General features: G+C 37.8%; 25 protein-coding genes and 1 tRNA gene. 7 read left to right on the top strand and 19 right to left on the bottom strand.

Features of this window, described 5'->3' with window-relative positions; genetic code table 11:
• The first annotated feature begins 48 nt into the window (after positions 1-48).
• Positions 49-1,452 carry a M28 family peptidase gene (locus tag HNP38_RS02860; protein ID WP_184184139.1) on the top strand — a complete coding sequence of 468 codons (1,404 nt, stop codon included), beginning with the start codon at positions 49-51 and terminating at the stop codon, positions 1,450-1,452.
• A 3-nt stretch (positions 1,453-1,455) separates the two neighbouring features.
• Entirely contained in the window at positions 1,456-2,814 is a 1,359-nt protein-coding gene (locus tag HNP38_RS02855; protein ID WP_184184137.1) for a M28 family peptidase, read from the top strand.
• Positions 2,815-2,917: 103 nt separating this feature from the next.
• Here the strand turns inward: HNP38_RS02855 and HNP38_RS02850 are convergent, their stop codons facing one another.
• The 5 genes from HNP38_RS02850 to HNP38_RS02830 form a co-directional block, all read right to left on the bottom strand.
• Positions 2,918-3,241, bottom strand: a complete 324-nt coding sequence (locus HNP38_RS02850; RefSeq protein ID WP_184184134.1) for a hypothetical protein — start codon at positions 3,239-3,241, stop codon at positions 2,918-2,920.
• 21 nt (positions 3,242-3,262) lie between these two features.
• Positions 3,263-4,426 carry a retropepsin-like aspartic protease gene (locus tag HNP38_RS02845; protein ID WP_184184131.1) on the bottom strand — a complete coding sequence of 388 codons (1,164 nt, stop codon included), beginning with the start codon at positions 4,424-4,426 and terminating at the stop codon, positions 3,263-3,265.
• Positions 4,427-4,559: 133 nt separating this feature from the next.
• A complete protein-coding gene (locus HNP38_RS02840; RefSeq protein WP_228460993.1) occupies positions 4,560-5,597 on the bottom strand; it encodes a peptidylprolyl isomerase in 1,038 nt (345 codons plus the stop codon).
• Between the two features lie 78 nt (positions 5,598-5,675).
• The gene (locus HNP38_RS02835) at positions 5,676-6,185 is read right to left on the bottom strand and encodes an FKBP-type peptidyl-prolyl cis-trans isomerase (RefSeq protein WP_184184128.1); all 510 of its coding nucleotides are present in this window, start codon (positions 6,183-6,185) and stop codon (positions 5,676-5,678) included.
• 94 nt (positions 6,186-6,279) lie between these two features.
• Positions 6,280-7,353, bottom strand: coding sequence for a branched-chain amino acid aminotransferase (locus HNP38_RS02830; protein WP_184184125.1), 1,074 nt, complete (start codon positions 7,351-7,353; stop codon positions 6,280-6,282).
• An 83-nt stretch (positions 7,354-7,436) separates the two neighbouring features.
• Here HNP38_RS02830 and mnmD point away from each other — a divergent pair, with 83 nt between their 5' ends.
• Together mnmD and HNP38_RS02820 are read left to right on the top strand one after the other, a co-directional pair.
• Positions 7,437-8,111, top strand: a complete 675-nt coding sequence (gene mnmD, locus HNP38_RS02825) for a tRNA (5-methylaminomethyl-2-thiouridine)(34)-methyltransferase MnmD (protein ID WP_184184122.1) — start codon at positions 7,437-7,439, stop codon at positions 8,109-8,111.
• Positions 8,112-8,300: 189 nt separating this feature from the next.
• Positions 8,301-8,717: an NUDIX domain-containing protein gene (locus tag HNP38_RS02820; protein ID WP_184184119.1), complete on the top strand. Its 417-nt coding sequence runs from the start codon at positions 8,301-8,303 to the stop codon at positions 8,715-8,717.
• A gap of 26 nt (positions 8,718-8,743) precedes the next feature.
• Here HNP38_RS02820 and HNP38_RS02815 read toward each other — a convergent pair whose 3' ends face one another.
• The gene (locus HNP38_RS02815) at positions 8,744-9,451 is read right to left on the bottom strand and encodes a DUF4294 domain-containing protein (RefSeq protein WP_184184116.1); all 708 of its coding nucleotides are present in this window, start codon (positions 9,449-9,451) and stop codon (positions 8,744-8,746) included.
• A gap of 51 nt (positions 9,452-9,502) precedes the next feature.
• Between HNP38_RS02815 and HNP38_RS02810 the strand changes: the two genes are divergently transcribed.
• Together HNP38_RS02810 and rpe are read left to right on the top strand one after the other, a co-directional pair.
• Positions 9,503-10,576 (top strand): M28 family peptidase, encoded by a 1,074-nt coding sequence (locus tag HNP38_RS02810; RefSeq protein ID WP_184184113.1) that lies wholly within the window; start codon positions 9,503-9,505, stop codon positions 10,574-10,576.
• A 106-nt stretch (positions 10,577-10,682) separates the two neighbouring features.
• Complete coding sequence (gene rpe, locus HNP38_RS02805; protein ID WP_184184110.1) at positions 10,683-11,333, top strand: ribulose-phosphate 3-epimerase; 651 nt, start codon at positions 10,683-10,685, stop codon at positions 11,331-11,333.
• Between the two features lie 226 nt (positions 11,334-11,559).
• Here rpe and HNP38_RS02800 read toward each other — a convergent pair whose 3' ends face one another.
• Positions 11,560-12,048, bottom strand: a complete 489-nt coding sequence (locus HNP38_RS02800; protein WP_184184107.1) for a DUF1772 domain-containing protein — start codon at positions 12,046-12,048, stop codon at positions 11,560-11,562.
• Positions 12,049-12,174: 126 nt separating this feature from the next.
• On the opposite strand from HNP38_RS02800, the gene HNP38_RS02795 reads away from it, so the two are divergent.
• The gene (locus HNP38_RS02795) at positions 12,175-14,016 is read left to right on the top strand and encodes an alpha-L-fucosidase (protein ID WP_184184105.1); all 1,842 of its coding nucleotides are present in this window, start codon (positions 12,175-12,177) and stop codon (positions 14,014-14,016) included.
• 54 nt (positions 14,017-14,070) lie between these two features.
• Here the strand turns inward: HNP38_RS02795 and HNP38_RS02790 are convergent, their stop codons facing one another.
• The 12 genes from HNP38_RS02790 to HNP38_RS02735 form a co-directional block, all read right to left on the bottom strand.
• Positions 14,071-14,487, bottom strand: coding sequence for a nucleoside-diphosphate kinase (locus tag HNP38_RS02790; RefSeq protein WP_184184102.1), 417 nt, complete (start codon positions 14,485-14,487; stop codon positions 14,071-14,073).
• Between the two features lie 444 nt (positions 14,488-14,931).
• Positions 14,932-15,858, bottom strand: coding sequence for a ribosome small subunit-dependent GTPase A (rsgA, locus tag HNP38_RS02785; RefSeq protein WP_184184099.1), 927 nt, complete (start codon positions 15,856-15,858; stop codon positions 14,932-14,934).
• A 107-nt stretch (positions 15,859-15,965) separates the two neighbouring features.
• Positions 15,966-17,048 carry a chorismate mutase gene (locus HNP38_RS02780; protein ID WP_184184096.1) on the bottom strand — a complete coding sequence of 361 codons (1,083 nt, stop codon included), beginning with the start codon at positions 17,046-17,048 and terminating at the stop codon, positions 15,966-15,968.
• 393 nt (positions 17,049-17,441) lie between these two features.
• The gene (locus HNP38_RS02775; protein WP_317166693.1) at positions 17,442-17,831 is read right to left on the bottom strand and encodes a hypothetical protein; all 390 of its coding nucleotides are present in this window, start codon (positions 17,829-17,831) and stop codon (positions 17,442-17,444) included.
• A 224-nt stretch (positions 17,832-18,055) separates the two neighbouring features.
• Positions 18,056-19,141: a DNA polymerase III subunit gamma/tau gene (gene dnaX / locus HNP38_RS02770; RefSeq protein WP_184184093.1), complete on the bottom strand. Its 1,086-nt coding sequence runs from the start codon at positions 19,139-19,141 to the stop codon at positions 18,056-18,058.
• 88 nt (positions 19,142-19,229) lie between these two features.
• Positions 19,230-19,868, bottom strand: a complete 639-nt coding sequence (locus HNP38_RS02765) for a TetR/AcrR family transcriptional regulator (RefSeq protein ID WP_184184090.1) — start codon at positions 19,866-19,868, stop codon at positions 19,230-19,232.
• A gap of 2 nt (positions 19,869-19,870) precedes the next feature.
• Positions 19,871-21,127 carry an aminotransferase class I/II-fold pyridoxal phosphate-dependent enzyme gene (locus HNP38_RS02760; RefSeq protein ID WP_184184087.1) on the bottom strand — a complete coding sequence of 419 codons (1,257 nt, stop codon included), beginning with the start codon at positions 21,125-21,127 and terminating at the stop codon, positions 19,871-19,873.
• A 281-nt stretch (positions 21,128-21,408) separates the two neighbouring features.
• Positions 21,409-21,798 carry a helix-turn-helix domain-containing protein gene (locus HNP38_RS02755; protein WP_184184084.1) on the bottom strand — a complete coding sequence of 130 codons (390 nt, stop codon included), beginning with the start codon at positions 21,796-21,798 and terminating at the stop codon, positions 21,409-21,411.
• 356 nt (positions 21,799-22,154) lie between these two features.
• Entirely contained in the window at positions 22,155-22,433 is a 279-nt protein-coding gene (locus tag HNP38_RS02750; RefSeq protein ID WP_184184081.1) for a hypothetical protein, read from the bottom strand.
• A 155-nt stretch (positions 22,434-22,588) separates the two neighbouring features.
• Positions 22,589-22,673: transfer RNA gene (locus HNP38_RS02745), tRNA-Ser, on the bottom strand.
• 283 nt (positions 22,674-22,956) lie between these two features.
• Positions 22,957-24,066, bottom strand: coding sequence for an epoxide hydrolase family protein (locus HNP38_RS02740; protein ID WP_184184078.1), 1,110 nt, complete (start codon positions 24,064-24,066; stop codon positions 22,957-22,959).
• A 271-nt stretch (positions 24,067-24,337) separates the two neighbouring features.
• On the bottom strand, positions 24,338-24,760 hold the full coding sequence (locus tag HNP38_RS02735; protein ID WP_228460914.1) for a transposase: 423 nt from the start codon (positions 24,758-24,760) through the stop codon (positions 24,338-24,340).
• Positions 24,761-25,555 lie beyond the last annotated feature (795 nt).

The following is a 25,555-nucleotide window of genomic DNA, read 5'->3' as shown; positions in this document are numbered from 1 at the left end:
CTAATTTTTCCCTACTTTTATACACGGAAAAGAAAAGGTAAATAAAAAATGAAAAAAATATTCATTCTCATACTTCCACTCTTTTTGGGTGGATTTTTATTTTCTCAAAAAAAACCACAAAAAAAAATAGCTAAAAGCCCGGTTGCCAAGTTCAATTACCATGAAGAATTCAAAAAAATATCAGATGAGATCTTAACTCATGGGACAGCTTACGACAATCTTGCAGAGCTTACAAAAGGGATCGGATCCCGATTCAGCGGAACTGCAGGCTACACCAAAGCTACCGAATGGGCGGAAAGAAAACTGAAAGAAGCCGGCGCAGAAACCATATGGAAACAGAATGTAAAAGTTCCTATATGGGTCAGAGGAAAAGAATCCCTGCAAATAAAAACGGAAAACGGGGAATGGAAAAACATCAGAATGCTTTCCTTTGGAAATTCTGAAGGTACAGGCGGAAAAGACCTTGTCGCAGATATCCTTCTTGTACAAGATGTCACTGAGCTTAATGCATTAACTTATCCCCAGGTCAAGGACAAAATCATATTTGTCAACTACCCGATAGATCAGACCATAGTTAATACCGTAAATGCCTATTTAATAGCTGCCAAATCACGACTGTTATCAGCTTCCGTTATCGGAAAAAAAGGAGCCAGGGGTTTAATTATCCGATCTTTAACTACAGACTCCGATGATACCCCCCATGCCAAGCAGATCTATTATGAAGCTGATGACAAAACAAGGATTCCCGCCGTAACCATCGGGGTAAAGTCTGCTGATGAGCTTGAAAGATTACTGAAAAAACAGTCTGTAAAAGCCAAACTGAATATGACCGCCGAGCTAAAAGGTGAAACTGTTAACCATAATATTATTGGTGAAATCCCGGGAAATAAAGATAGTAAGATTATTCTTCTGGGTGCTCAACTGGATTCCTGGGATTTTGTAGAAGGGGCCCATGACGATGGTGCAGGTGTGGTGCAATGTCTTGAAGTACTGAGAACACTTAAAAGCTTAGGAATAACCAATAATCATACGATAAGAGTAGTTCTTTTCGCTAACAGTGAGAACGGAGGGAACGGAAGGGATACTTATGCAGAATATGTGAAAAAGAAAGAAGAAAAACATGTTTTCGCACTGGGTACAGACGCAGGAGGATATTCTCCGAGAGGCTTTTCTTTAGATATGCCTCCTCAGAGAAGAAGGCTCGTATTCGAATGGAAAAACTATTTTCAGCCTTATGGTGTTTATGACTTCGACCAATTGAATGCTACACAGGACGTTTCTCCTTTAAAAAAACTTGATATTCCTCTGGCAGAGCTGGTAGTGGATACCCAAAGATATTTTGACCATCATCATTCTGTTGAAGATACCTTCGATAAAGTAAATAAACGGGAACTTTTATTAGGTGCAGTTGCCATGACACAGATGATCTTCATGATTGATAAAAACTGGTAAAGAATGAAAAAGATACTAGGAACTTCATTACTACTTTTAAGCATAGCTGCCTTTAGCCAGTCTAAAGAAGATTCTATACAATTTAGTAACATTTCAACAGAAATATTAAATAATGGAAAAGCATATACGGAGCTTAAAGATCTGACCAAAAATATAGGCCATCGCCTGAGCGGATCTCAAGGCTACGAAAAATCGGTACAATGGTCTGCTCAGAAACTTCGTGAGGCCGGTGCTGATAAAGTATGGCTTCAGGAAGTAATAGTTCCGTTATGGGAAAGAGGAAAAGAATCCCTGCATATCAGGACTTCCGGCGGATCATGGAAAAGCCTGAAAATGCTTTCCCTGGGAAATTCTGAAGGTACCGGTGGAAAAGATGTTTCCGGAGAGATTATTATGGTGAGATCTTTGGAAGAATATGAAAAGCTTCATGCTGAAAACGTAAAAGATAAGATCATTTTTTTCAACTACCCTTTCAGCCAGTCTTATGTAGAAACATTCAGAGGATATGGAGATGCTGCTATATACAGAGCGACTGCCGCTTCACTGACGGCAAAGAAAGGAGGCAAATTTGCTATTATCCGGTCACTTTCTTCCGCATTTGATGATGTTCCACATACCGGATCCATGCGGTATGAAGAAAGCATTACAAAAATTCCGGCGGTAGCCATAGGAAATACAACAGCTGATGAGCTTGAAAAGCTATTAAGATCTCAAAAAGTTACCGCAAAACTGAACTCCAATTGCGGAATGAAAGGCGAAAAGCCCACCCACTCTGTTATCGGGGAAATCGCAGGTAAAAAAGACCGGAACGTTATTGTAGTTGGTGGGCATCTGGATTCGTGGGATGTGGGTGAAGGTGCCCATGATGACGGCGCCGGAATTGTGCAGAGCATTGAGGTTTTAAGGACTTTCAAAAAACTAGGGATACCCAATAACCATACCATCCGGGTAGTATGTTTTGCCAATGAGGAAAACGGGGTAAAAGGCGGAATACAATATGGGAAAACTGTAAAAGAGAATGGAGAAAAGCATCTTTTTGCCATAGAATCCGACGCCGGAGGATTTACCCCAAGAGGGATCTCCCTGGAAATGGATGATAACAAAAGAAACCAGATCAAAAGCTGGGCAGGCTTATTCTTTCCTTATGGAGTTTATCATTTTGAAAGAAGGCATTCCGGCACAGATCTTTACCCGCTTCATGACATGGGGGTTCCTGCCGCAGGGCTTGTCCCTGATTCCCAGAGGTATTTCGATATCCATCACACTGAAGAAGATACTTTCGAAAAAGTAAACCGAAGAGAACTGCTCCTGGGTGCTGTGGTGATGACACAGCTCATTTATATGATCGATAAAAACTGGTAAAATGCAGCAAGATTGTCTCAAACGATTCACTTTAGAGATTCTTCGACAGGCTCAGAATGACAATTGCTGATTCCTTAGATAACCTCTTTTATTGACTACCGGATCAGTTTAAAACTTTTATTTTAGGATTCAGGATATGCCGGGTATCCTCATATCTCCCCTGCTGTAATCCTCCTTCTTTAGTAAGTCCTTTAACAGTAATCACTTTTCCGGAGATCCTTACTTTCCTGCCGTTAAGCTTTTTGATTTTCTCATAATCTAAATTCACCATATACCCGTTGATGGGATAGCCTTCATCTTTTGTAGGGCTTTTAATGTCAAGTAACGTCACAAAGCTTACATAATTTTTTCCGGCAGAAGATTTCGTTTTCTGGCCAGATACCATTAGACTAAAGATCAGGAATAAAACCGGAAATAACTTTTTCATATCTGTATTCTGTAATAAATCCTACTTCAAATATTCTTTCTTATCCATATTGAGATCTAGAACAGTTCCGTTTCTTTTCAGCTTTATATGAATTGTTTTCAGGTTCTTTTCTATCCTGTTGATAAAATAATGGCATGCAGACTCTTTATCAAGATTATCAAAAGCCGTATCATTGATGCTGATAATGGTATCATCGATCTGAACCGGAAGATTTTCTTCTTTGAAGACGAAGGAAACCACAGGTTTTGCTTCAATAAAACGATACCCAAAACCAAAAGACTCCAGCTTTGCAGGGATATTCTTAATACGTTTCATATAAATCTTGTTATCCTTCCAGTCCATGATGAAAGAAAAATTCTCAAAAAATTCATTTCCGACCAGGTTGGAATTCCCTGTCATTATAATTTCGTTGTTGAATCGGGTATTTCCCAACGGAAGCTCATCTGTTTTAAATATATAGCCAGTTTCCGGCTTTCCTGTGCCAAAAGCTCCCACCGCATTCACACCATATGTTTCAACACTATTGTTAAGATTTTTAGGGTCATAATTACCATCAGAGACCCTGAATCTTCCCGTAAACCCTGTATCAAAAGTAAGATCAATCTTTTTGCCTGAAATCGTGGTTTCCACCACAGGTGTTTTCTGGGTTTTCGGATCAAACGGGATCACCGTATCATAACCGGTCAATGAAAAGGCGGAAAGGTTTTTTGTGGCCTCCAGTGAGTTTTCAGAATAATTCACCTTCCAGAACAGCTTGGCCATCTGATTGGCTCCGATAATACCATCAATCTTGAAGCATCCCAATTCCGATTTAGTCAGGTCCATCACAACTACCCCGAAGTTTTTGAAAACCACTTGATCAATGGTCATTTCCGGAAGCTGGGTAAAAATCTGCTCCTGTTTATTTTTCTGGGAATCCTTCACTTTAGCTTTATGCTTTTTCTCCAGTTTCAATTCCTCATAGATAGCGGTAGAAATCACCGTCGGAGCCCCGGAATCAAAAAGGAAATTGTACAGCTTCCCGTTAATCGTGGCCTTTACAAAAGGCAGGTTATGCACATATTGCAGATTGATTTTCTCTACAGGATGGATAAGCTGTACTTCCCCGTCTTCAAAAAACCTTTTCCCCTGTGCCGATATAGTAATTACATAAAAAGCAAAAAATAAGTGTAGAATTTTCTTCATGAGTTTATTTTATGCTAAAATAATGTTTTCTAATTATACTAAATCCAATAAGCATGAATTTCAATATAGTTAAAACGGAATAAAACAAAAAAAACCGTCCAAAGGACGGTTCAAAATTATATTTCAGTGTCAATTACTGCACTTTTACAAGCTCAACATCGAAAACTAACCAGGCATTTGGTGGGATCACCCCTCCTGCTCCTCTTTCTCCATAACCCATTGCCGGCGGGATCAGTAATGTAGCCGTTTCACCTTCTTTTAATAAAAGGATCCCTTCATCCCATCCTTTGATCACTCTTCCCATTCCGATAGGAATTTCGATCGGCTCGTTTCTTTTGAAAGAAGAATCGAACTCCGTTCCGTCCACTAATTTACCAGCATAATGTACAGATACATTATCTCCTACTTTCGGAGCTTTTCCGCCAGTGGTTTTGGTGATCTTATAGTATAATCCGGATTCTGTTTTCTGCATTCCCGCTTTCAGATCTTCAACCATTTTCAGCTGATTGGCTTTGAATTCTTCTTCTTTTCTTTTTCTTTCAGCTTCTTCTTTCGCTAAGAATGCTTTATTGTTCTCTGCAATTTTAGACTTTCCTTCATTGAAAGTTTTGGCAGCATCGTAGTTCTTGTATCCATCCCCTTTACCAAAAACGGAAACCTTCTGTAAAACAATATCCGTTTTAGGCTTATCCTGGGCACCTTTTTCCACATTGGCGATCGCATCGATCACATCATCCCCCTTTACCACTTTACCGAAGATAGTATGTCTTCCGTCTAACCAAGGAGTCGCTACCTCAGTGATGAAGAACTGGGAGCCATTGGTATTCGGCCCTGAATTCGCCATAGATAAAATCCCTTTTCCGGTATGCTTCAGATCATTTCTTTCATCATCGAATTTATAGCCGGGATCTCCTGCTCCTGTTCCCTGGGGATCGCCTCCCTGGATCATAAAATCCTTGATCACCCTGTGGAAGATCGTCCCATCATAAAAAGGAGTTCCCTTAGCTTTGGCTTTGTTATCAATTTTCCCTTCTGCAAGACCGATAAAGTTGGCTACAGTTACCGGTGCCTTCTTGTCTTCAAATTTCACGATCAAATTTCCTTTCGTGGTTTGAAGATTGGCATAAAGTCCGTCATTAAGACCTTCGTAAGTTTCTTTGTCTACGTTCATTTTTTTATAAATTGGTGTACAACTCATCAGCGAGATACTTGCCGCTGCCAGAATTATATTTTTGTTAAACAATTTCATTTATAGAGCTTTTAATTTTATGATCAAAGGTATATCGTTGTCTATTTTCTTTTCGTCTCCATAGGTTCCGTAAGCCAGTGAAGAAGGTACCAGAAGAGTAACTTCCTCTCCATTCCGTATAAAACGCAGAGCATTTTCCACAGCCTTCAATTCTTCAAAGTGTCCGAATCGGGCATCCCTTCTTTCAATGGACTGGTCATAGATCTTGGTCTGGTCAAAATCGTACAGTTCATACGAATAAGAAATCAGCGTATTGTCCTGTCTCCTTTCCCTTTTGTCATACCCTTCCGCATTTACCCAGTAATTAAGCTGTGTAGAATAGTATTTCACCTGCTGAGTATTGATCCAGTCCTGGATCTGCTGTCTTTCCAGACCATTCAAATTCTTCATCCTTTCCCTGGATACATCAAGATCTTTTTGGCTCAAAACACCGCCTACAGGAGGATGGATCTGTGTATTCCTGTTACAGCCCAGCAACCCTAATACAGATATGAAGATTATTTTTTTCATAAACTTTTGCGAAAATACGCATTTCAAAGGATATAAAAAATAAAAAAAGCCGGGAAATATTCCGGCTTCCTATATAAATTTTCTATATACTAAGTTAAACGGTTTCAAGAACATTTCTCTCTACCAGTACTCTCCATCCGAAAGGATCTTCCGAAAGGTTGCTCTGTAAATCTACCAGGTCATTCTTAAGAGTTACCGCATAGCTTTCTTCATCAGAAAGTTTAGGTAGCTCCAGTTTATCTCCCGCATATCCTAATGCCTGGAATACTGTAGTAACCACAGCTGTTCCCACCCCCCATACTTCTTTCAGAGTTCCATTCTTCTGAGCTTCTATAACTGCTTTTACCGCGATTGGTTCAACTTTTACCTCAATTCCTCTTCTTCTGGCTAATTGAATAAAACTATCTCTGGTAACCCCATCAAGGATCTTTTCAGAAGTTGGCGGTGTATAGATTGTATCATTGATTCTCACAAAAATGTTCATTGTACCACTTTCCTCAAAATATTCGTGGGTGGCGTCATCCGTCCATATGATCTGCTCATACCCTTCTTCTATTGCCAACTGGGTCGGATAGAAAGATGCGGCATAGTTTCCTGCTGCTTTGGCAAAACCTACTCCCCCGTTTGCCGCCCTTGAATAATGATCGGAAATTTTCACAGAAACCGGCTCGCTGTAATAGCTTTTGGCAGGAGTTGCCACAATCGCGAACATATATTTGTCGGCTATTCTGGCTTTTAAAGCTTCCTCCGTTGCAAAGATTAAAGGTCTTATATATAATGACAGACCTTCTCCATAAGGGATCCATTCCCTATCCATATCAACCAACGCTTTTAAGCCATCCAAAAACATTTCTTCCGTTATTTCCGGCATTGCCAGACGTTTAGCTGATTTGTTGATACGTTCAAAATTCTTTTCAGGCCTAAATAGAAAAACCTGCCCGTCTTTGTCTTTGTAGGCTTTCATGCCTTCAAAACAAGCTTGTCCGTAATTTACTCCCATCATGGCAGGCGTAAATGCCAGCGGACCATAAGGAACCAATTTTACATCGCCCCATTTTCCATTTTCATACTCGCAGATGATCATATGATCAATAAAAGTATTTCCGAATGAAAAATTGTTGGGATCGAATGTAGAAATTCGGGAATTCTCAGTCTTTTGAATTATCATTTCTAAAATTTTTTATGATGTTCTACAAATTTAACATAATTTTCTAAATATAAAAATTTTGGAGTAAATTTGACAAAAAAAGCTTGAAAAGAGAGATAAGAACTACAAATGACGGCAGTAAAACATTGTATATCAATGAATTAAATGAAAACTACCATTCGCACCACGGAGCACTTCAGGAGGCGGAACACGTGTTTATCAAAAACGGATTAAACTTAATAAATAATTGCGAAATTAATATTTTAGAACTCGGTTTTGGAACAGGTTTAAACGTTTTGGTAACAATTAATGAATATTTAAAAACTGACAAAAATCATATGATCAATTATTTTTCTCTGGAAAAATATCCCATAAATGAATCCGAAGTTCAGGATTTGGCCTATTTTGAACATTTCAGTAACCCTGAATTAAAAAATATTTATCAGAAAATTCATCAGACGGAATGGGAAAAACCGGCAGAAATCAGTAAAGGTTTTACCCTGAAAAAGATACAATGCGATTTTCTTGATCTGAAAGACATAGACTTACCAAAGATCAACCTGGTTTATTACGACTGTTTCGGGGCCAGAGTGCAGCCGGATCTCTGGGAAAAACCGCTTTTTGAAATGGTTTCCGATAAAATGGACATTAATGGATTATTAACCACCTATTCCTCCAAAGGAAGTGTAAGGCGAATACTTCAGGAGCTCAACTTCAGGGTAGAGAAAAAACAGGGCCCGCCGGGAAAAAGAGAGATGATCAATGCAGTAAAGCTTTAAAAAGTTATGAATTATGAGTTTAGCATATAGTTTATAGAGAATAATTTTAAACTCATCTCTATTTCAATATACATTTAAATTTTTCATGTTTACTACTTATATTTAACTCATAATTCATAACTTTTAACTCATATCTCTACTTCTGACTTCTCATAATTTTCCTTATTTTAGCTATACAAAATATAATGTATGATAGATAAGATCAACATCAGGGTGTATGCCTGCTCTATAAAGGATAAAAAAGTCCTGACCTTATTTGAAGAATATGCAGGGGAACCTTTAATGAAATTTCCCGGAGGTGGATTGGAATACGGAGAAGGGCTTATAGAATGCTTACACCGTGAGTTCGATGAAGAACTGAATGTAAAGATAGAAGTTATAGAGCATCTTTATACCCAGGAAAATTTCCTGGTTTCTCGTTTCAGGGAAAATGAACAGCTGCTTACCATATATTATATAGTAAATATCGTTAATGAAGAAGACTTCCTGATCCTTGACCCATGCATCGAAAAAACAGAATGGGTGGAAATCGACAGGCCGGATAATCCATTCCCTCTGCCAATAGACCAGATTGTATTTGATAAATTAAAAGAAAAATTCCTGTAGGCTTCTCTACAGGAATTTTTTTGATCTTATTTTCTTACTTTAAAATTGCCAGCACCGGGATAAGGCTGTAAATACCCCGAGTTCCAGTTGGATTGCAGCAAAGATTCCAGAAATTCATCTGTTCTGTTCTTATGAGGATTATATTGGTCTTTTAGCTCAATATCTGCCATTTTACCTTTTAAGTTCCAAAAGAACGCCACAAAACCACCTCTCAGTTCTTTTATAATCTCATAGACATTTTTTCCGGTTGCCCTGTTCATCAGCTTTGCAAAAACCTGCCCTTCTGTTGTGGTAAGATCTCTCAATTGCTTTTCATATTGGTCGGCCAGCATGTTCTGCCGGTCTCTTATATACTTCCTTTTCGCTTTGCTATCCATCTTGTTCATTTCCTCATGGATATCCCTATATTGCTGCAAGGCGGCCAGAAACAACGGGTACACCCTGTAGAGTTTCTTGTTAAGGAAATAATAATAATTCCGGTCTAGTTGATTGTTGAATCTGGGCTTATTAAGCAATACAAGCTCATCCATTACCACCACCGTCTCTCCATTTATTTCATAGATTCTGGCTTTCTGCCCTTCATCATAATAGTACTTATTCCCAAATTCATCCGTTCTTAGTTCTTCCTGAGGATATTGGCTTAAAGGTTTTGCGATCATCAGGGAGTCATTCTGACCAAAAACACTCACGCCAAAAAAGAGAAGAAAAACGCAGACAATCTTACTAAAATTCATTATTTTTACGCGTATTAGAACAAAAATTGAACGCAAAAATCATTCCTTTTTATGAAATTTGAAAAGAAATCTTTAAAATTTTTAGAAAAATATTTAAACACTTCATCACCTACAGGTTACGAACACAAAGGCCAGGAAGTCTGGATGGACTACATCCGACCATATGTGGATAAGGTCGAAGTAGACCATTACGGAACGTGTTATGGGATCATTAATCCGGAGGCAGAATTCAAGGTAGTGATCGAGGCCCATGCTGATGAAATCTCATGGTATGTGAATTATATTACTGATGACGGATTGATCTATGTGATCCGAAACGGGGGTTCGGATCAGGCCATTGCCCCGTCAAAGATCGTTCATATTCATGGTGAAAAAGGAATTGTAAAAGGGGTTTTCGGATGGCCGGCCATTCATACCAGAACCAATCAGAATGAGCCGGTGCCTAAGATCGAAAATATCTTTATCGATTGTGGAGCCACTACCAAAAAAGAGGTTGAAGAATTAGGAATCTTTGTAGGATGTATGATCACTTATCCGGATGAGTTCTTTGAAATGAACAACCGTTATTTTGTCTGCAGGGCATTGGACAACAGGATCGGAGGCTTTATGATCGCTGAAGTAGCAAGGCTTTTAAAAGAAAATAAAAAGAGTATTCCGTTTGGCCTTTATATTACCAATTCCGTACAGGAAGAGGTAGGATTGTATGGAGCTGATATGATCGCAGATACTATCAAACCTAATATTGCTATCGTCACGGATGTTACCCATGACACCACTACCCCAATGATCGAAAAGAAAAAAGAAGGCGACCAGAAATGTGGTGAAGGGCCTGTGGTTTTCTTTGCCCCAAGTGTTCATCATACCATAAGAGAGCTGATCATAGATACCGCCAAAGCGAAAGAAATTCCCTATCAGCGAGCAGCAGCAAGCCGGGCTACCGGCACGGATACCGATGCATTTGCCCACTCCAACGGTGGGGTTCCAAGTGCTCTGATTTCCTTACCTTTGCGCTATATGCATACCACCGTGGAAATGGTTTCCAAAGAGGATGTAAGAAATGTGATCGAGCTGATCTATGAAACCGTTTTAAGGATACAACCGGAAATGAAATTGAAATATCATTAATTAAGACATAAGATTTCAGATGCTAGATTTTAGACTAAAAAGTCATGCTATTATCCGGCATCTGAAATCTTATATCTGTCATCTAATAAAAGTCTAAAAAGTAAAAATGAAAACGAAGCTTATTGCTCCATCCCTTTTATCCGCAGATTTCGGGAACCTGCAAAGAGATATTGAAATGCTGAACAATTCACAGGCCGACTGGTTCCATATTGACGTAATGGACGGGAGGTTTGTTCCTAATATTTCATTCGGATTTCCTGTAATGAAGACCATTCAGCAGCATGCTAAAAAATTTGTGGATGTCCATTTAATGATCGTGGAACCTGAAAAGTATGTTGAAGAGTTCATAGATCATGGTGCTGATCTGGTCTCCGTTCATTATGAAGCATGCGTCCATCTCCACAGAACCATTCATCTTATTCAGAGCAAAGGGGCAAAAGCCGGAGTGGTCTTAAACCCTTCGACACCAGTCTTAATGCTTGAAGACATCATTGCCGATGTAGATCTGGTATTGCTGATGAGTGTAAATCCTGGATTTGGAGGACAAAAATTTATTGAAAATACTTATAAAAAGATCGCCGAAACCAAAGACCTGATCTTGAGCAATAATTCTACGGCTCTTATAGAAATAGATGGTGGTGTTAATCTGGATAATGCTTCCAAGCTGTTTGATGCCGGAGCTGATGTTCTGGTTGCGGGCAACGCGGTGTTCTCATCCGAAAGTCCGGAAAGAACGATCGAGTTATTAAAAATTTAAATCTTTATTTAGTACAAATGAAAGAGGCAGCTTTTACAAGCTGCCATTCTTCTTTCTGAAATTTGAGCGTCAATGGTTATTAGTTTAGAGACTTTAATGCTTAAATTTCCCTTTTGGTTCTAATGCTGGTGTAAAGATCAGCATAAAAACACATACAAAGCATCCGTAAAAACACGGAATTTCACTACGTATTTTCCCTGAATTTTATGATTGGATAAAAAATATCCTATATTTTATTCCAAATACAGGCACAGATCACAAGAATTATACTTATCGCTGAACTGATACTTCTGATATGATTGAGAAAATTCCATCTGTCTTCAAAAATGGTACGCATTTTTTTCGCAGCTTCTACAGAGGAGTTCACTATATCGAACTGTTCTAACTGGTTATTTAAAGGCACATTTCCGAATATAGTAACTCCAAAAACGCCGATCAGATAAACCAGCGAAGCCAACAGAAGGAACATAAAAGCGGGACTCTGCCCCCTGAAAACAAACATAGTAACAGGAAGCAGAGCAGCAGTTCCCATAAAACTCATAAAAAATACCGGATTAAGGATCTCTCTGTTAATAGACTGCATAGATTTCAGGTATTCTATATCTGACAGTTTCCCCAATCCCAGAATAACGGAACAGGAATAAGCATAAAAAAGCCCGCCGATGAGGGCAGTCAGGGTTGCTGTAATGATAAGAAGGAATGTTGACATTTTCATATACTATTTTTAAGGTTTAGAATCTAAAATTAATATTTTACAAGCAGATTTTTATTTGTATTGGCAAATATTGGTATTTTATGCAATGATAAATAGCTTTTGTTTATTTTAGCAATAAAAAAATCCATGAAAAGTAAGTTGACCAGTATTTTTATAGCAGGCTGTCTTCTATCTTTAAATTCTCTCCATGCACAACATGAGGCATCCGGTGATAAAAAAATGGAATGGTTTGATCAGGCCAAACTGGGAATATTTATTCATTGGGGAATCTATTCTGTAGAAGGAATCTCAGAATCCTGGTCTTTTTTTAATAATTACATCAGTCATGAAAATTACATGAAGCAGTTGAATGGTTTCTCTGCCCCACATTACAAACCTGAAGACTGGGTAAAGCTAATAAAGGAATCCGGCGCTAAATATGCCGTGATCACCACAAAACATCATGACGGGGTATCTTTATGGGATTCCAAAGCTGAAAATGCCATTACCATTCCCATGAATTCTGCAGCGAAAAAAGATGTTTTAACTCCTTTTATAACTGAACTGAAAAAATACGGATTGAAAACCGGCCTTTATTATTCTCTTCCGGACTGGAGCCATCCTTATTATGATATCAACACCCGAACTAAAAAAAGATACGAGATCAGAAACGATCCTGAACGCTGGAAAAACTATATCACTTATTATCAAAACCAATTAAATGAGCTCTCCAATCAATACAAACCGGATCTTGTATGGTTCGATGGTGACTGGGAACATACTTCCAAAGAATGGCAGGCTCCGCAGACTTTGGAAAATTTAAAGAAATCCAATCCCGATATCATTATTAATTCCAGACTGAATCATCATGGGGATTATGAAACCCCCGAACAGGGAATCCCCGTTGTTCGACCCCAAAGCAAATACTGGGAGCTTTGCTATACGATGAATGATTCATGGGGGTACCAGCCTTTTGATAACCATTATAAAACGTCCAATATGATTATAAGAACATTGGCAGATGTGATCAGTATGGGTGGAAATTTATTGTTGGATATCGGGCCTAAGGCAGACGGAACCATCCCCGATGAGCAAATTCAGATCTTAAAGAGTTTGGGAAGATGGACTTCTAAGCACCAGGAAGCGGTGTACGGAACCCGCCGTGGACTGCCTTTTGAGAATTATAAAGGAAAATCAGCCATATCCGGAACCAACAAATCGGTATTTCTCTATCTGGAAGAAGCTAAGGATTTTGATAAGATCTATGGAATACTATCTCCTCCTGTTTCCGCAAAAATCCTCGGAAATGATAATGCCCAGGTGAATTTTGAGCTTAATGATACTACCTTGTCCTTACATTTTTCCAATGTAAAATTTGATCAGGATGTTACGGTGGTACAATTGAAATTTGATGATCCGCCTGTATTGCTGAGCAATTTTCCAAAAGAAAAGCATTCTTTAGATCAGCTTATGGAAAATAAGGATGCCAAACCGGCCATCTATGATATGGCCAACGCATTGCATGACGGAAACAATCTGTTTGATCATTCCGGATTGACCAGCGACGGGATGGAAATGAAAATAAAAACCACATCAAAAACGAATCCTGAAATTATCAATTGGATCAGTAAACATGCGGAAGCTCTTTACGAAACAGGGAAAGGTTTGCCGGACGGACATTATTCCGGCAGAAGTACCCTTTCAAAAGACCGGCAGACCCTTTATCTTTTTGTGGAAGGAGCTCTCACAGGCCCTATCGCTCTGAAAGGAATTAAAAACGGAATCTCCCGGATCAGGATCGTTGGAGAAGGTTCGATGATCAGCCATGATATCTATAATAAATTATACTGGAGCGACAGGCCCGGCATTATTTATATTGATGTACCCAAAGAACGACTGGATAAAAATATGACTGTAATTGCAGTACTCCTTGATAAACCGATAGAACTGTACCGTGAAAAAGTGGGAGCTATCGAAAGTAATCTATAAAACAAAATCCAGAGAAAGATTCTCTGGATTTTTTATTTTTAAGCAAATCTTTGATTAGAAAATTTCTCTTCCTGAAAAATGGAACTGAGCCTCAATTAATGCATTCTCATCAGAATCTGACCCGTGAACTGCATTTTCCCCTACGCTTCTTGCAAACATTTTTCTGATCGTTCCTTCAGCAGCTTCTGCAGGATTGGTAGCACCGATTAGTTTTCTGAAATCTTCAACTGCATTTTCTTTTTCCAAAACGGCCGCTACGATAGGACCAGAACTCATAAAGTCTACCAATTCTCCATAAAATGGTCTTTTGGCATGTACTTCATAGAATTTTTTGGCATCAGCAACGGTAAGCTGGGTAAGCTTCATTGCTTTTAATTTGAATCCGGCCTCTGCAATTTTTCCTAATATAGCGCCGATATGTCCGTCTGCAACAGCATCCGGCTTAATCATAGTAAATGTAATGTTGGACATAAATGTTTATTTTTTTAATGGTGCAAAATTACAAAAAATATCTTTCAGTTTTATTTTAAAAGTTTTTTAACATAAAAATAACTTTTATTAAGAAAGTGTGAATTAATTTTTGGCACAGTAATTGTTTATTCTTTTGCGATTCTCATGTTTAATTTGAGTTTTCATGGTTATTAGTTTTTACCCAGCTTCGGCTGGGTTTTTTGTTTTACAATATCCACCATCTTGTCCTACTTCATGTAAATAGAATATTAATAGAGCCTGTTGATCTAGTTTTGTATTATTTTTTGTTTATAGAATAATCAGATACTTCGACTTCCCTCAGCACCACAGAGGAATTATAGATTTTAGAGGAAAATAGTTTATCCATTATTTTTCTCATGCTGAACATAAAGCTGAAAGTTTACGAATGTAATTCTCGAAGCATCTGTGTATTTGAATTGAAAACTATTTCTGGGCAGCTTCTTCTGCCTCTTCCATCAGTTTAATATAAGTAGAATACCGGGAATGCTGGATCTCTCCGGTTTCAAGGGCGTCAGCGACAGCGCATTTGGGTTCATTGATATGAAGGCAGTTATGGAATTTGCATTCTTCCCTTTTTTTGAAGATCTCGGGAAAATAGTGCTGTACTTCTTCTTTTTGAATATCGATCATGGCAAACTCACGTACTCCGGGTGTATCGATCACATTTCCGCCAAAATCCCAAAAATGCATTTGTGCAAAAGTAGTGGTATGCTTTCCTTTTAAATGGGTATCGGAAATTTCAGATGTTTTAAGATTTAAACCCGGCTGCAAGGCATTCACCAAAGTTGATTTCCCGCAACCTGAGTGCCCGAAAAATACGGAGGTCCGATCTTTCAGAACGCTTTTCAGATCATTCAGATTAAGTTTGGAATAGGATGAGATCTGTAAGGTGTCATATCCTATTTCCTGATAAAGGAATTCGATGTCTTTTACTATTTCCGTTTCTTCCCCATTAAGGACATCCATCTTGTTGAAAAGGATAAGCGGAGTGATATTATAGGCTTCACAGCATGCCAGAAACCGGTCTAAAAAACCCAATGATGTTTCGGGATGTTTAAGGGTAAAAATAAAGCATGCCAAGTCAATATTGGATGCTATGATGTGTGCTTCTTTTGAAAGGTTCACAGATTTTCTGATGAGATAATTCCTGCGCGGCTCTATCTTCGTGATCCACGCAATATCATCCTTCTCGAGCTGAAATTCCACATAATCACCTACAGCAAGCGGATTGGTAAGCCTGGTCTTTATTAATTTGAATTTACCACGGATTCTGGCTTCGAAAATCTTATCGGTTTCCAAATCCAAAACCTGATACCAGCTTCCGGTAGATTTAATGATTTTTCCTTTCATACTCGGATACAAATATAGTAAAATAGGTAATAGGTGGCAGGTAAAAGGAATCAGGGATTGTGAAAAATCCTAACCTGCTACCTTTTACCTGTTACCTGTTATCTATACTACAGTCTGTCGATCATTATATTATTTTGTACTTCAATAGATTCTTCGTGGATCGCTTTGAAAACTTTCTCGATAAATTCCTGGGACATCCCGGTTTCTGTGGCTTTCTGGATAGCATATTCCGTGATCACTTTCCAACGCTCGGGCTGGAAAATGGCAATATCATTCTCTTTTTTAAGCTTACCTATCTTTTCGGAGATTTTCATCCTTTGGGAAAGCAATTCGATCAACTGGAAGTCGATATCGGAGATCAGGGTCCTGTGCCTTCCCATTTCACCATCAAAACCAGCCAGCCCTGAGTTCCTTACTTTCAGATTGCTTATTAATTCAGCTAATACTTCAGGCGTTATCTGCTGCGAAGCGTCACTCCATGCTTCATCGGGATTACAGTGGCTTTCTATGATCGCTCCCTGGTAGCCTACGTTCATAGCTTCCTGGGTAATATCTGCCAGTCCCGTCCTGTTTCCACAGATATGAGAAGGATCGATCAGCATGGGAATATTGGGAAACTGACTCTTAAAATCCAGTACGATCTGCCAGTTCGGGTTGTTTCTGTATTTTGTTTTCTGATAAGTGGAAAATCCTCTGTGGATTACTCCAAGATTGGTAATCCCCTGTCCCAGTAATCTTTCCAATGCTCCGATCCATAGGGCAAGATCCGGATTTACAGGGTTTTTTACTAAAACGGGTTTGTCTGTCCCTCTCAGCGCCATTGCAATCTCCTGAACCGTGAACGGATTCACTGTAGACCGTGCCCCAATCCAAAGGATATCCACATCTGCTTCCAATGCTGCAAAAACGTGATGGGCATTGGCCACTTCTGTTGCTGTTTTAAAACCATATTCTTCTTTTACTTTTTTCAGCCAGTTCAGCCCGATCACTCCTACTCCTTCAAAACCGTTCGGCTTTGTACGGGGTTTCCATATCCCGGCACGGAAGATAGGTACCTGTGCATGGGTTTCTTTTATTCTTTTCGCCGTCTCCAACATCTGAGCTTCACTTTCCGCACTGCATGGCCCGGCAATCATCAGCGGCTGCGAAAATTCGTTGATCCACTCATTTTTCAAATCTTTTAAATTCATCTTATTATTTTTGTTCGTTGTTTTTTATTTTAAAAATTGTATGCCAATAGTTATCTCATTATAAAATTGTTTTTATAATTCTTTTCAAAAAATGCCGTTTAAGTCTTTTAATGGATTCAGGAATTTAAAGAGAAAACTTATTTTTCCTGTATTTTTTGAGAAAGAAATTCAGTTAGCAATACCAATAAAATCGATAATAGTTTCTGAAATTTCTATAAGAAGCACCCCAAAAGCTAAAATAACCGCTTATAGAATAAGCAGCTTTAAAGTTATACAGATATGGAATAAATAGTTTCTCCACGTTGATATCTTTCTGAGCCTTTGTGGTTTAATTTTAAATTATGATCCGTAAAAAATTATTTCCCTACAAATGATCTGACAAATATAGAAAAATTATGTCAAATCAAACTTCATTAAATCGTCAAGATCTTTCAATAACGGATTTTTCTCAACGAGTTTTTCAAATACTTTCTTTTTGGTCATGATCTCTATCTTCAGGTTTTCGTGGTCTTTCTTGTATTCTATTTCTATAGCATGATTATGGACTTTTCTTCTGAAATGATTAAAGAAATCTCCGCTTATCTTATCAAACTCCACTTTGGCAGAGTCTGAAGGATATAAAACCCTGATGACATTTTCATCAGCTTTAACCAACTTAAATGCTTTAATGGCATTATAGACGAATACATCTTTGGACTGAAGTTGTTTCAGGAGCAAATTCCATTCCATCTGAAGGTCGGTCTCGGTGAAATGATGCTGGGGAAGGTTTTCGGTTCTGGCCACCGGATTTTCTTCTTCTTCCTGCTTATCCTCCCTGTTGAGAAAGGACTGAATGCTGAAACCTGAAGGAATACCCTGCTTTGATAACGGTTTGGAAACTTTTTTTATGGTAATTTCCTCGGGAGTATTTTCCGGAGCAGCAGTTTTTTCAATAGTCTCCGTTTTTTTTTCCAGGGGTTTTGCCGCTGGTTTTACTTCAATTTTTTCATGAAGGAAAGGAGCTAATATTATAAACTTTTTTTTTTAGAAATGTCTGAACCGATAGTCAGAGAAGCCAGTTGCATTAAAGCAATTTCTACGGTAAGCCTTGGATTCTTCGAGTTTTTGTAATTGATATCGGCATGATTGCAAATCTCTACGGCATCTATCAGCTGCTGAGGAGCCCATTTCTGGCCCTGCTCAACAAACCTGACCTTTGTTTTCTCTCCTACTTCTATGAGATCAATAGTAGATGTATTCTGAGCCATCATCAGGTCCCTGAAATGATTTCCCAGTCCTGCAATAAAGATATGGGAATCAAAGCCTCTTTTTACAATTTCATTGAATGCAAAGAGCACTTCGGGAATTTTATTTTCTTTGGCCAGATCCACAATATTAAGATACTGGTCATAATCCAGAATATTAAGTACTTCAGCGGCTTTTGTCAGGGTAATATTCTTCTGGGAAAATGTGGAAAGCCTGTCAAATATGGAAAGGGCATCCCTTAAGGCTCCATCCGCCTTCTGAGCGATCAGGTATAAAGCATCATCTTCATACTGAATGGCTTCTTTTTCGGCAATTTTTCTTAGATGTCCCTGAATATCTTCAATGGTAATTCTTTTGAAATCATAGATCTGACATCGGGATAAGATCGTAGGAATGATTTTATGCTTTTCCGTTGTTGCCAGAATGAAGATAGCATGGGCAGGCGGTTCTTCCAATGTTTTAAGGAAAGCATTGAAAGCAGCGGAAGAAAGCATATGAACCTCATCTATGATATATACTTTATACTTACCTACCTGGGGAGCAAAACGCACCTGGTCTATCAATTCACGGATATCATCCACAGAGTTGTTGGATGCGGCATCTAATTCATAGATATTGTAAGCAAACCCGTCTTCTGAAACGGAGCCGTCTTTTTCATTGATTTTTCTTGCCAGGATCCGGGCACAGGTAGTTTTACCAACACCACGGGGCCCACAGAAGAGTAATGCCTGGGCCAACTGGTTCTCTCCAATCGCATGTTCTAAAGTATCTGTAATGTGAGATTGCCCGACAACAGTTTCAAACTCTTGTGGACGGTATTTTCTAGCAGATACTATAAAATTTTCCATTGCCCAAAAGTAAGGAATTATAGTTTAATCTGAAAATATTAATTTTCAAAAAACCTTATATATTTTATATTTTTCTTTTTATATGATCTTAATCACCGGAGTGCTTGCTATAAGCGAAATCAATTATTTCCACAATGGCTTTTTCAATCTCTTTTCGCCCTTCATCGGTTTTCAGATCTATACCGCAGAATTTGCTTGCATTGTATCCTGTATACATGTTCAGGTAGTATGCCCCTGAAACAAGAAGCGCTGCAATGGCACGATACCTTACAGCATCTTCCTTAAAGTAAGGATCAATGATATTGGTGAACAGCATCTCTCCTATTTCCTCTCTTTCATCTGCAATCTTTTTCAGGATAGGCCTGTTCTCAGAAAGCCCCCAAAGGATGATCTTCTGAAGTTCCTTGTTTTTCTTTAAGTTATCAAATTGGTTAAGAATGGCAACTTTGGAAAGTTCTTTGCCTCCGTCGGAAATGTCAACTTCCACATTATCCTGATTGACTTTGCTCCAGTAATCCTGGGATTTAATATATTCATCAATCAGCTTCTCCGTACTACCGAAGTATTCATAGATCAGTTTTTTATCAAAGCCTGCTACTGCAGCTATTTTACTTACCTTCAGCCCTGAATACCCTTTTGTTCTTAAAATTTTTCCAACCGCCGCCAGCAGTTTTTGCTTGGTTTTTTCTTTATCCCTTATGGGACCTTGTACAACTTTTCTTGGCATTGTTAATATTTTTTTGCAATATGCAATTTATTATTGATATCTTCAAATGCATTTAACGTTTTATCAAGATGTTCTTTTTCATGGGTTGCCATTATAGACATCCTGATGCGTGCATCTTTTCTTGCTACCGCAGGATATATGATCGGGTTGGTATAAATCCCTTTTTCTATAAGTAGTTTTCCTACATCACCTGTTACATGGGGATCTCCAATTTTTACCGGAATGACTGCAGAACAGCTAGTTCCTGTTTCCAGCCCCAAATCATTCAACCCTTTTTTGAAATAGTTTATATTGTCCCACAGTTTGGTACGCCACTGGGGTTCTTCGTCTATTAATTCAATCGCTTTTATAATTCCTGTAGAGGAAGGAGGCGCTGTTGCAGAAAATATCTGCTGGCGTGACTGAAACCTGATAAAGGTAGCCAGCTTCTTATCCGTGATCACATATCCTCCCAGATTTCCGAAAGTTTTACTGAATGTCCCGGTAATGATATCTACTTTATCCAGCAGTCCGGGATCTTCCAGAGTTCCTCTCCCTGTTTTCCCTAAAATCCCCACTCCATGCACATCATCCACCATCAGGTAAGCATTGTATTTTCTTACCAAATCATGAATTTCTTTTACAGGTGCAACATCTCCATCTTGAGAATATACCCCGTCTATGATCACAAGCTTGGTACGATACTGATGTTCCGAAGCTTTTAAAATAGTTTCCAGGGCTTCCAGATTATTATGTGGGAATGTTTTTCTGTTGGTAAGAATACATCCCTCATATACGCTCGCGTGTACTGCCATATCCACAATCGCAATATCTTCTTTTTGCAAAAGGATCTGCAATGTAGCACTATTTGCAGTATATCCTGTAGTAAAGACCACAGCTTCTTCCTGGCTTCTGCCAAAGAAAGACGCTATTGTTTTTTCCAGATCATTGTGAAATAAGTAATATCCCCCAATAAGCGGAGTAGCTGCTGTTCCCGTCCCGTATTTTTCTATCCCTTCTATAGCAGCCTGTTTTACCTTAGGGTGCTGGGTAAAGCCCAGATAATCACTGGTTACATAGCTTATATAATCTTTGGTTGCTTTTTCAGCACTGACATTGATCACAGAGCCACAGGCTGAATTGTTTCTCAACCTGTAATTATGTCCGTTAGACTTCATATAATCTAAAAAGTCGTAATAAATATCGGCACGTTGCATCATATCATAACCCTGGATATTTTCAAAATCCTTAAATGTAGCTGTTGTAAAATCTATTTTCATCCTTAATCAAATTTAGCTGTTTATAGAAACAAATATAGACTATTTTACAATCGAGCTTTCAATTTCCATCTAAAAATTTATTATTCCTGATGTTTTCTCAATTTTGTTATTAAATATCAGATTATTTCATATTTTTTTACTTTCATTCACTAAAAATTACGAATTTCTGCCTCTCACTTATTGACTAAATTTTGTAAAAAAATACAAGCAACTTATCGAAACAGAAAAAGCGATTCATTAAAAGAATCGCTTTATATATTCCCCGTCTTCAAAGTCTGCAACTATACCTGGTCTTTTGACTTTTTAATCTTTTTCCTGAATATTCCGGGCGTATAACCTGTCCATTTTTTAAAAAATTTGGAAAAATTTGAGGGATCGTAGGTAAAGATTCTGGCAATCTCGGCAATAGACAGATCTGATTCAGAAAGCATTTTCTCGATCTGTTCTATAATTTTGGCATCATAGAAATGACACGGATGGTTTCCTTTTTCTTTTTTTATGGTATCTGTCAGATGCTTGTGAGAAACCGCAAGCTTGTCTGCAATTTCATTAAGTTCCATAAATTCCAAGGCATTTCCCGAGATCACATCCTGAATATGCTGATCCAGCAACAGGAAATACCTGCCGGTAATTTCTTCACTTCTTTTCAATATCGATTTCTCGTTTTCCATGATCTATAAGCCTGATTTAATTATCATATAAATTTACAAAGGTTTAATGAAACCTGCATGGTGAACTTTTCTGTTACAAACATTTTTATGAATTCTATTTAAAATAAAAATATTTCCACTGAAAATGAGCCAATTATTAAATAATAAACAACATAATCAGTATATAATTAACAAGTTTACCAAACAAGGCATAATATTTGCAAATGTTTTCACCAAATTCACTCACTTTAAAAACAGTCGTTTTCTTACAGATTACCGAAAACCGAATCTTAATTATAATATATTATTTAGTAAAAATCCACAGCGTAAAGGTTGTGGATTTTTCATCAACCTATAAATGTTTATTATTCTTTTTATTAAAAAATCAACAATTGCGAGAGTAAATTCCCTTCAATTGATTTTGAAAAGGGAACAATTTCAAATTTTCCTTTATAATGTTCCGTCATGATTATTGTATACTTATTGATCCAGACCTTCTTATCATAAGGTATTTTCACCACCAGTATATAATTATCACTTAAAATATCCTTAGGAACAGATTCTTCCTTCAGCCTTCTGTTCATTTGACCTTGTGACCGGGAAAAGGTCTTTCCGGCAAATAAAAGCAATATTAAAATTAAGAACAGCTTTTTCATATATTTTTTGATTCATTATTCTTGATGAAGCTTTAGTAAAGATCTCATATAAAGCATTTATAGTAAAAAATGCTGTCATTAACCTAAGAAAAAGAATTTACGCCAATCTTTTATAAACAAAAAACGGGGCAAATCGTTTGATTTGCCCCGCTCTGCGGAGAGTGAGGGATTCGAACCCCCGGACCTGTTACAGTCAACAGTTTTCAAGACTGCCGCAATCGACCACTCTGCCAACTCTCCTGAATTTCGGCTTTATTACCGTTTTCAGTGTGCAAATATAAAGTGTTTTTTGTTTCCGGCAAAACATTTTGTTTTTACGATGCTCCGCCTGAATAACTTGCTATATCTTATAGAGACCGGCAATTTTCTTTTTTACAGGATAGCTGCCGAATAAGGATCTCCAAGATTGATTACCATATACACAGACCGAATGCTAAACAGAAAAGCAAACCAACCGGTCTGCTTTATTTATAATACATAATTTTATTTATCTTTTTTATTTTAAGCGCGGACATTTTTACCATCAATCTAGAGAATAAAAGAATGCCCTTAATTCATCCGCAAAAATCTGAGGAACCTCCAATGCTGCAAAATGCCCCCCTTCTTCCATCTTTTTAAAGTGCTTAACATTAACGAAACGTTCCGCCCATTCACGTGGAAACTGGACCTCCCTCGGAAATACGGCAACACCCGCAGGCACATTACTTTTCTGCAATGGCTGTGAACCACCCCATTGTGCCATGGCATCCGCCTTATACATTCTCATGGATGAACCTATTGTCCCGGTAATCCAGTAGATCATTATATTGGTCAGCAATTCGTTTTTCCCGCCAAATGCAGCTTCAATAAGTTCCGGCGGAGCACCTGCATTCCCAAAACTTACTATCCAGGCAGCCAATCCTACCGGTGAATCATTCAGTGCATAGGCTAATGACTGCGGCTTTGTGGCATGAAGCATGGCATAAGCTCCTTCACTATACCACCATTGCTGTACAAACTGTGCAAACTGCTGTTCTTCTTCACTCATGGTGCCCGGATCTTCCTGTCCCATAGGATAACCGACATCGGTAAAATGAACCGCTTCTACCCTGTCTGCATATTTTGAAGCCAAGGCTTTGGTAACGCCCATCCCTACATCACCACCTGCAGCATAAAATTTTTTGTATCCCAATGTTCCTGTCATTAATTTTACCCAAAGGTCTGCTACTGTCTCACTGCTTATGGCTACCTTATCAGAAAAGCCAAATCCGGGAATAGATGGAATAATAAGGTCAAAACTTTGTTCCTCATCGGTAAGAAGCGGGATGATCTTATGAAAGCGGTAATAGCTGTCCGGCCAGCCATGCGTTAACACCAATGGCTTTGGGTTGCTGCCTTTACCTTTTATGTGCTGGAAATGAATCTGTATCTCATCTATTTCAGTAATGAACTGAGGATACTGATTTAATTCTTCCTCATGCTTTTTCCAGTCATACTCATTCATCCAATAGCTGGTAAGCTCTTTAAGGTATTTTTCACTGGTTCCGAAATTCCAGCCTGCATTTTCAGCTTCTCCCGGCCACCGGGTGTTCTGAATACGGTTTTTGAGGTCATTAATAACACTCCCGGGAATGTTTACGGTAAATGGTTTCATATGATGATATTTTGGATTTGGTAAACAAATTTAACATAATTATATAACGCAACAAAGATTTAACAAATCAAACAGTCTTCAATATCAGGTTATTTTGCTTTAATTATCAAGCTTATAAGATCTTCAGATTACGGCTTCTTCTCACAAAAAAAGCGGAAAGAGACCTATTTAGATTTCTTTCCGCTTTCCATTATCAATCATTTTTATGAAAATATGAATTTACGGCAATTCAATTTTGCGTTTTATATTTTACCGAATTGCTTCAAATATCCTATACTTTAGAATTCCCGTATTTTCTAAGCCATTTGTAGAGAGTTGTCTTAGGTATGTTATATTCACCCATCACCTGAGCTCTTGTCATTTCTTCTTTTTTGATCTTTTCCAATATAAAATCTATCATTTCCTTAGTATACAAGCTTTTACGAAACCGGGGTAAAGTTGACTTTTTTTTCTTATCCTCAACCTGCTGATTATAATCCCTGGAAGAAGGAGGTGCATATAGAATCAAATGCTGGGAGTACAACCTGAAAAAATCATATTCCAGTAATTTACACCATCTCAGCAATACTTCTGTATCCAATCCTTTAGACTGATACATTTGCAGGATGTCTTCTTCCCTGGAATTGAAAAAGTTACATATGCGGGACATTTCTATCTCATTTTCAGTTACGCTTTTTTCAATGAGTAATCCCATGTTAATATTTTTTAAATCCATTTTTTAGATAAATTGTATTAAAAACTACGGTTTTTATATTGACAGGAAGTTGTTACCAACTATTATCCCCATTATCAACCTGCCTACATGAGTAAGGACTGAACAAAGACACCAACAATTGAATTGTCTGTATTTGTTTCATCATTATCTTTAAATTTATTAGATATACAGCTACATGAAAGCCAAAAACCTTCCGGCTTTTTCATTCAGTTCTGAAAAAAGAATAATTGAAAACAAAAAGAAATATGACATTACCCCCTGATAAGGGATATTAAAAATCTCAGCTGTAATATTATTCTCCATCATTTGTGTTTTTAGAATGCACATGAGCCACCTGATTTTGGATAAATTTCTGCTTAGTTGGGAACTTGAACTAAATCTATCCTAGATATTTCTTCTACAAAGAAACGAGTTTATTAATATAAATAAAAATACTATATGTAATATTTTCCGAATAAATATTGAGTAAAAAAATGATTATCAATAAATTACAGCTTATTTTTACATCCATTCTGATAATGATCTTACTTTTTCTGACGAATTATTGAATCTGGTTATGATTTGAAAAAAGCCTTTAAACTACCGAGTGTGATTTGCATTATTTCATTATACTTCATAATGAAATTGTTTACAACATTAACTAACAATTTTAAAACTTACTATCGGAATAAAAAAATAGAACATACAATAATTTCTGAAAATAATCTTATGAAAAGCATACTTAATTCACTAAAACAAGTCCTTTTTGCTGATCAGGTGAAAGAAGGCAAAATA

This window comes from Chryseobacterium defluvii, from assembly GCF_014204415.1.
GTDB classification, from domain to species: Bacteria; Bacteroidota; Bacteroidia; order Flavobacteriales; family Weeksellaceae; genus Chryseobacterium; species Chryseobacterium defluvii_A.
The sequence above is the reverse complement of the archived record's forward strand: the minus strand, read 5'-3'. Positions and strand labels throughout refer to the sequence as shown.

Bases quoted from the DNA above. Each gene is read 5' to 3' on its own strand.
- rsgA (WP_184184099.1), bottom strand. From the start codon at position 15,858: ATGAAAGGAAAAATCATTAAATCTACCGGAAGCTGGTATCAGGTTTTG.
- HNP38_RS02855 (WP_184184137.1), top strand. From the start codon at position 1,456: ATGAAAAAGATACTAGGAACTTCATTACTACTTTTAAGCATAGCTGCC.
- HNP38_RS02830 (WP_184184125.1), bottom strand. From the start codon at position 7,353: ATGATAATTCAAAAGACTGAGAATTCCCGAATTTCTACATTCGATCCC.
- HNP38_RS02860 (WP_184184139.1), top strand. From the start codon at position 49: ATGAAAAAAATATTCATTCTCATACTTCCACTCTTTTTGGGTGGATTT.
- dnaX (WP_184184093.1), bottom strand. From the start codon at position 19,141: ATGGAAAATTTTATAGTATCTGCTAGAAAATACCGTCCACAAGAGTTT.
- HNP38_RS02765 (WP_184184090.1), bottom strand. From the start codon at position 19,868: ATGCCAAGAAAAGTTGTACAAGGTCCCATAAGGGATAAAGAAAAAACC.
- HNP38_RS02740 (WP_184184078.1), bottom strand. From the start codon at position 24,066: ATGAAACCATTTACCGTAAACATTCCCGGGAGTGTTATTAATGACCTC.
- HNP38_RS02810 (WP_184184113.1), top strand. From the start codon at position 9,503: ATGAAATTTGAAAAGAAATCTTTAAAATTTTTAGAAAAATATTTAAAC.
- HNP38_RS02780 (WP_184184096.1), bottom strand. From the start codon at position 17,048: ATGAATTTAAAAGATTTGAAAAATGAGTGGATCAACGAATTTTCGCAG.
- rpe (WP_184184110.1), top strand. From the start codon at position 10,683: ATGAAAACGAAGCTTATTGCTCCATCCCTTTTATCCGCAGATTTCGGG.
- HNP38_RS02795 (WP_184184105.1), top strand. From the start codon at position 12,175: ATGAAAAGTAAGTTGACCAGTATTTTTATAGCAGGCTGTCTTCTATCT.
- HNP38_RS02845 (WP_184184131.1), bottom strand. From the start codon at position 4,426: ATGAAGAAAATTCTACACTTATTTTTTGCTTTTTATGTAATTACTATA.
- HNP38_RS02840 (WP_228460993.1), bottom strand. From the start codon at position 5,597: ATGAACGTAGACAAAGAAACTTACGAAGGTCTTAATGACGGACTTTAT.
- HNP38_RS02815 (WP_184184116.1), bottom strand. From the start codon at position 9,451: ATGAATTTTAGTAAGATTGTCTGCGTTTTTCTTCTCTTTTTTGGCGTG.
- HNP38_RS02760 (WP_184184087.1), bottom strand. From the start codon at position 21,127: ATGAAAATAGATTTTACAACAGCTACATTTAAGGATTTTGAAAATATC.
- HNP38_RS02755 (WP_184184084.1), bottom strand. From the start codon at position 21,798: ATGGAAAACGAGAAATCGATATTGAAAAGAAGTGAAGAAATTACCGGC.
- HNP38_RS02750 (WP_184184081.1), bottom strand. From the start codon at position 22,433: ATGAAAAAGCTGTTCTTAATTTTAATATTGCTTTTATTTGCCGGAAAG.
- HNP38_RS02820 (WP_184184119.1), top strand. From the start codon at position 8,301: ATGATAGATAAGATCAACATCAGGGTGTATGCCTGCTCTATAAAGGAT.
- HNP38_RS02800 (WP_184184107.1), bottom strand. From the start codon at position 12,048: ATGAAAATGTCAACATTCCTTCTTATCATTACAGCAACCCTGACTGCC.
- HNP38_RS02790 (WP_184184102.1), bottom strand. From the start codon at position 14,487: ATGTCCAACATTACATTTACTATGATTAAGCCGGATGCTGTTGCAGAC.
- HNP38_RS02850 (WP_184184134.1), bottom strand. From the start codon at position 3,241: ATGAAAAAGTTATTTCCGGTTTTATTCCTGATCTTTAGTCTAATGGTA.
- HNP38_RS02735 (WP_228460914.1), bottom strand. From the start codon at position 24,760: ATGGGATTACTCATTGAAAAAAGCGTAACTGAAAATGAGATAGAAATG.
- HNP38_RS02835 (WP_184184128.1), bottom strand. From the start codon at position 6,185: ATGAAAAAAATAATCTTCATATCTGTATTAGGGTTGCTGGGCTGTAAC.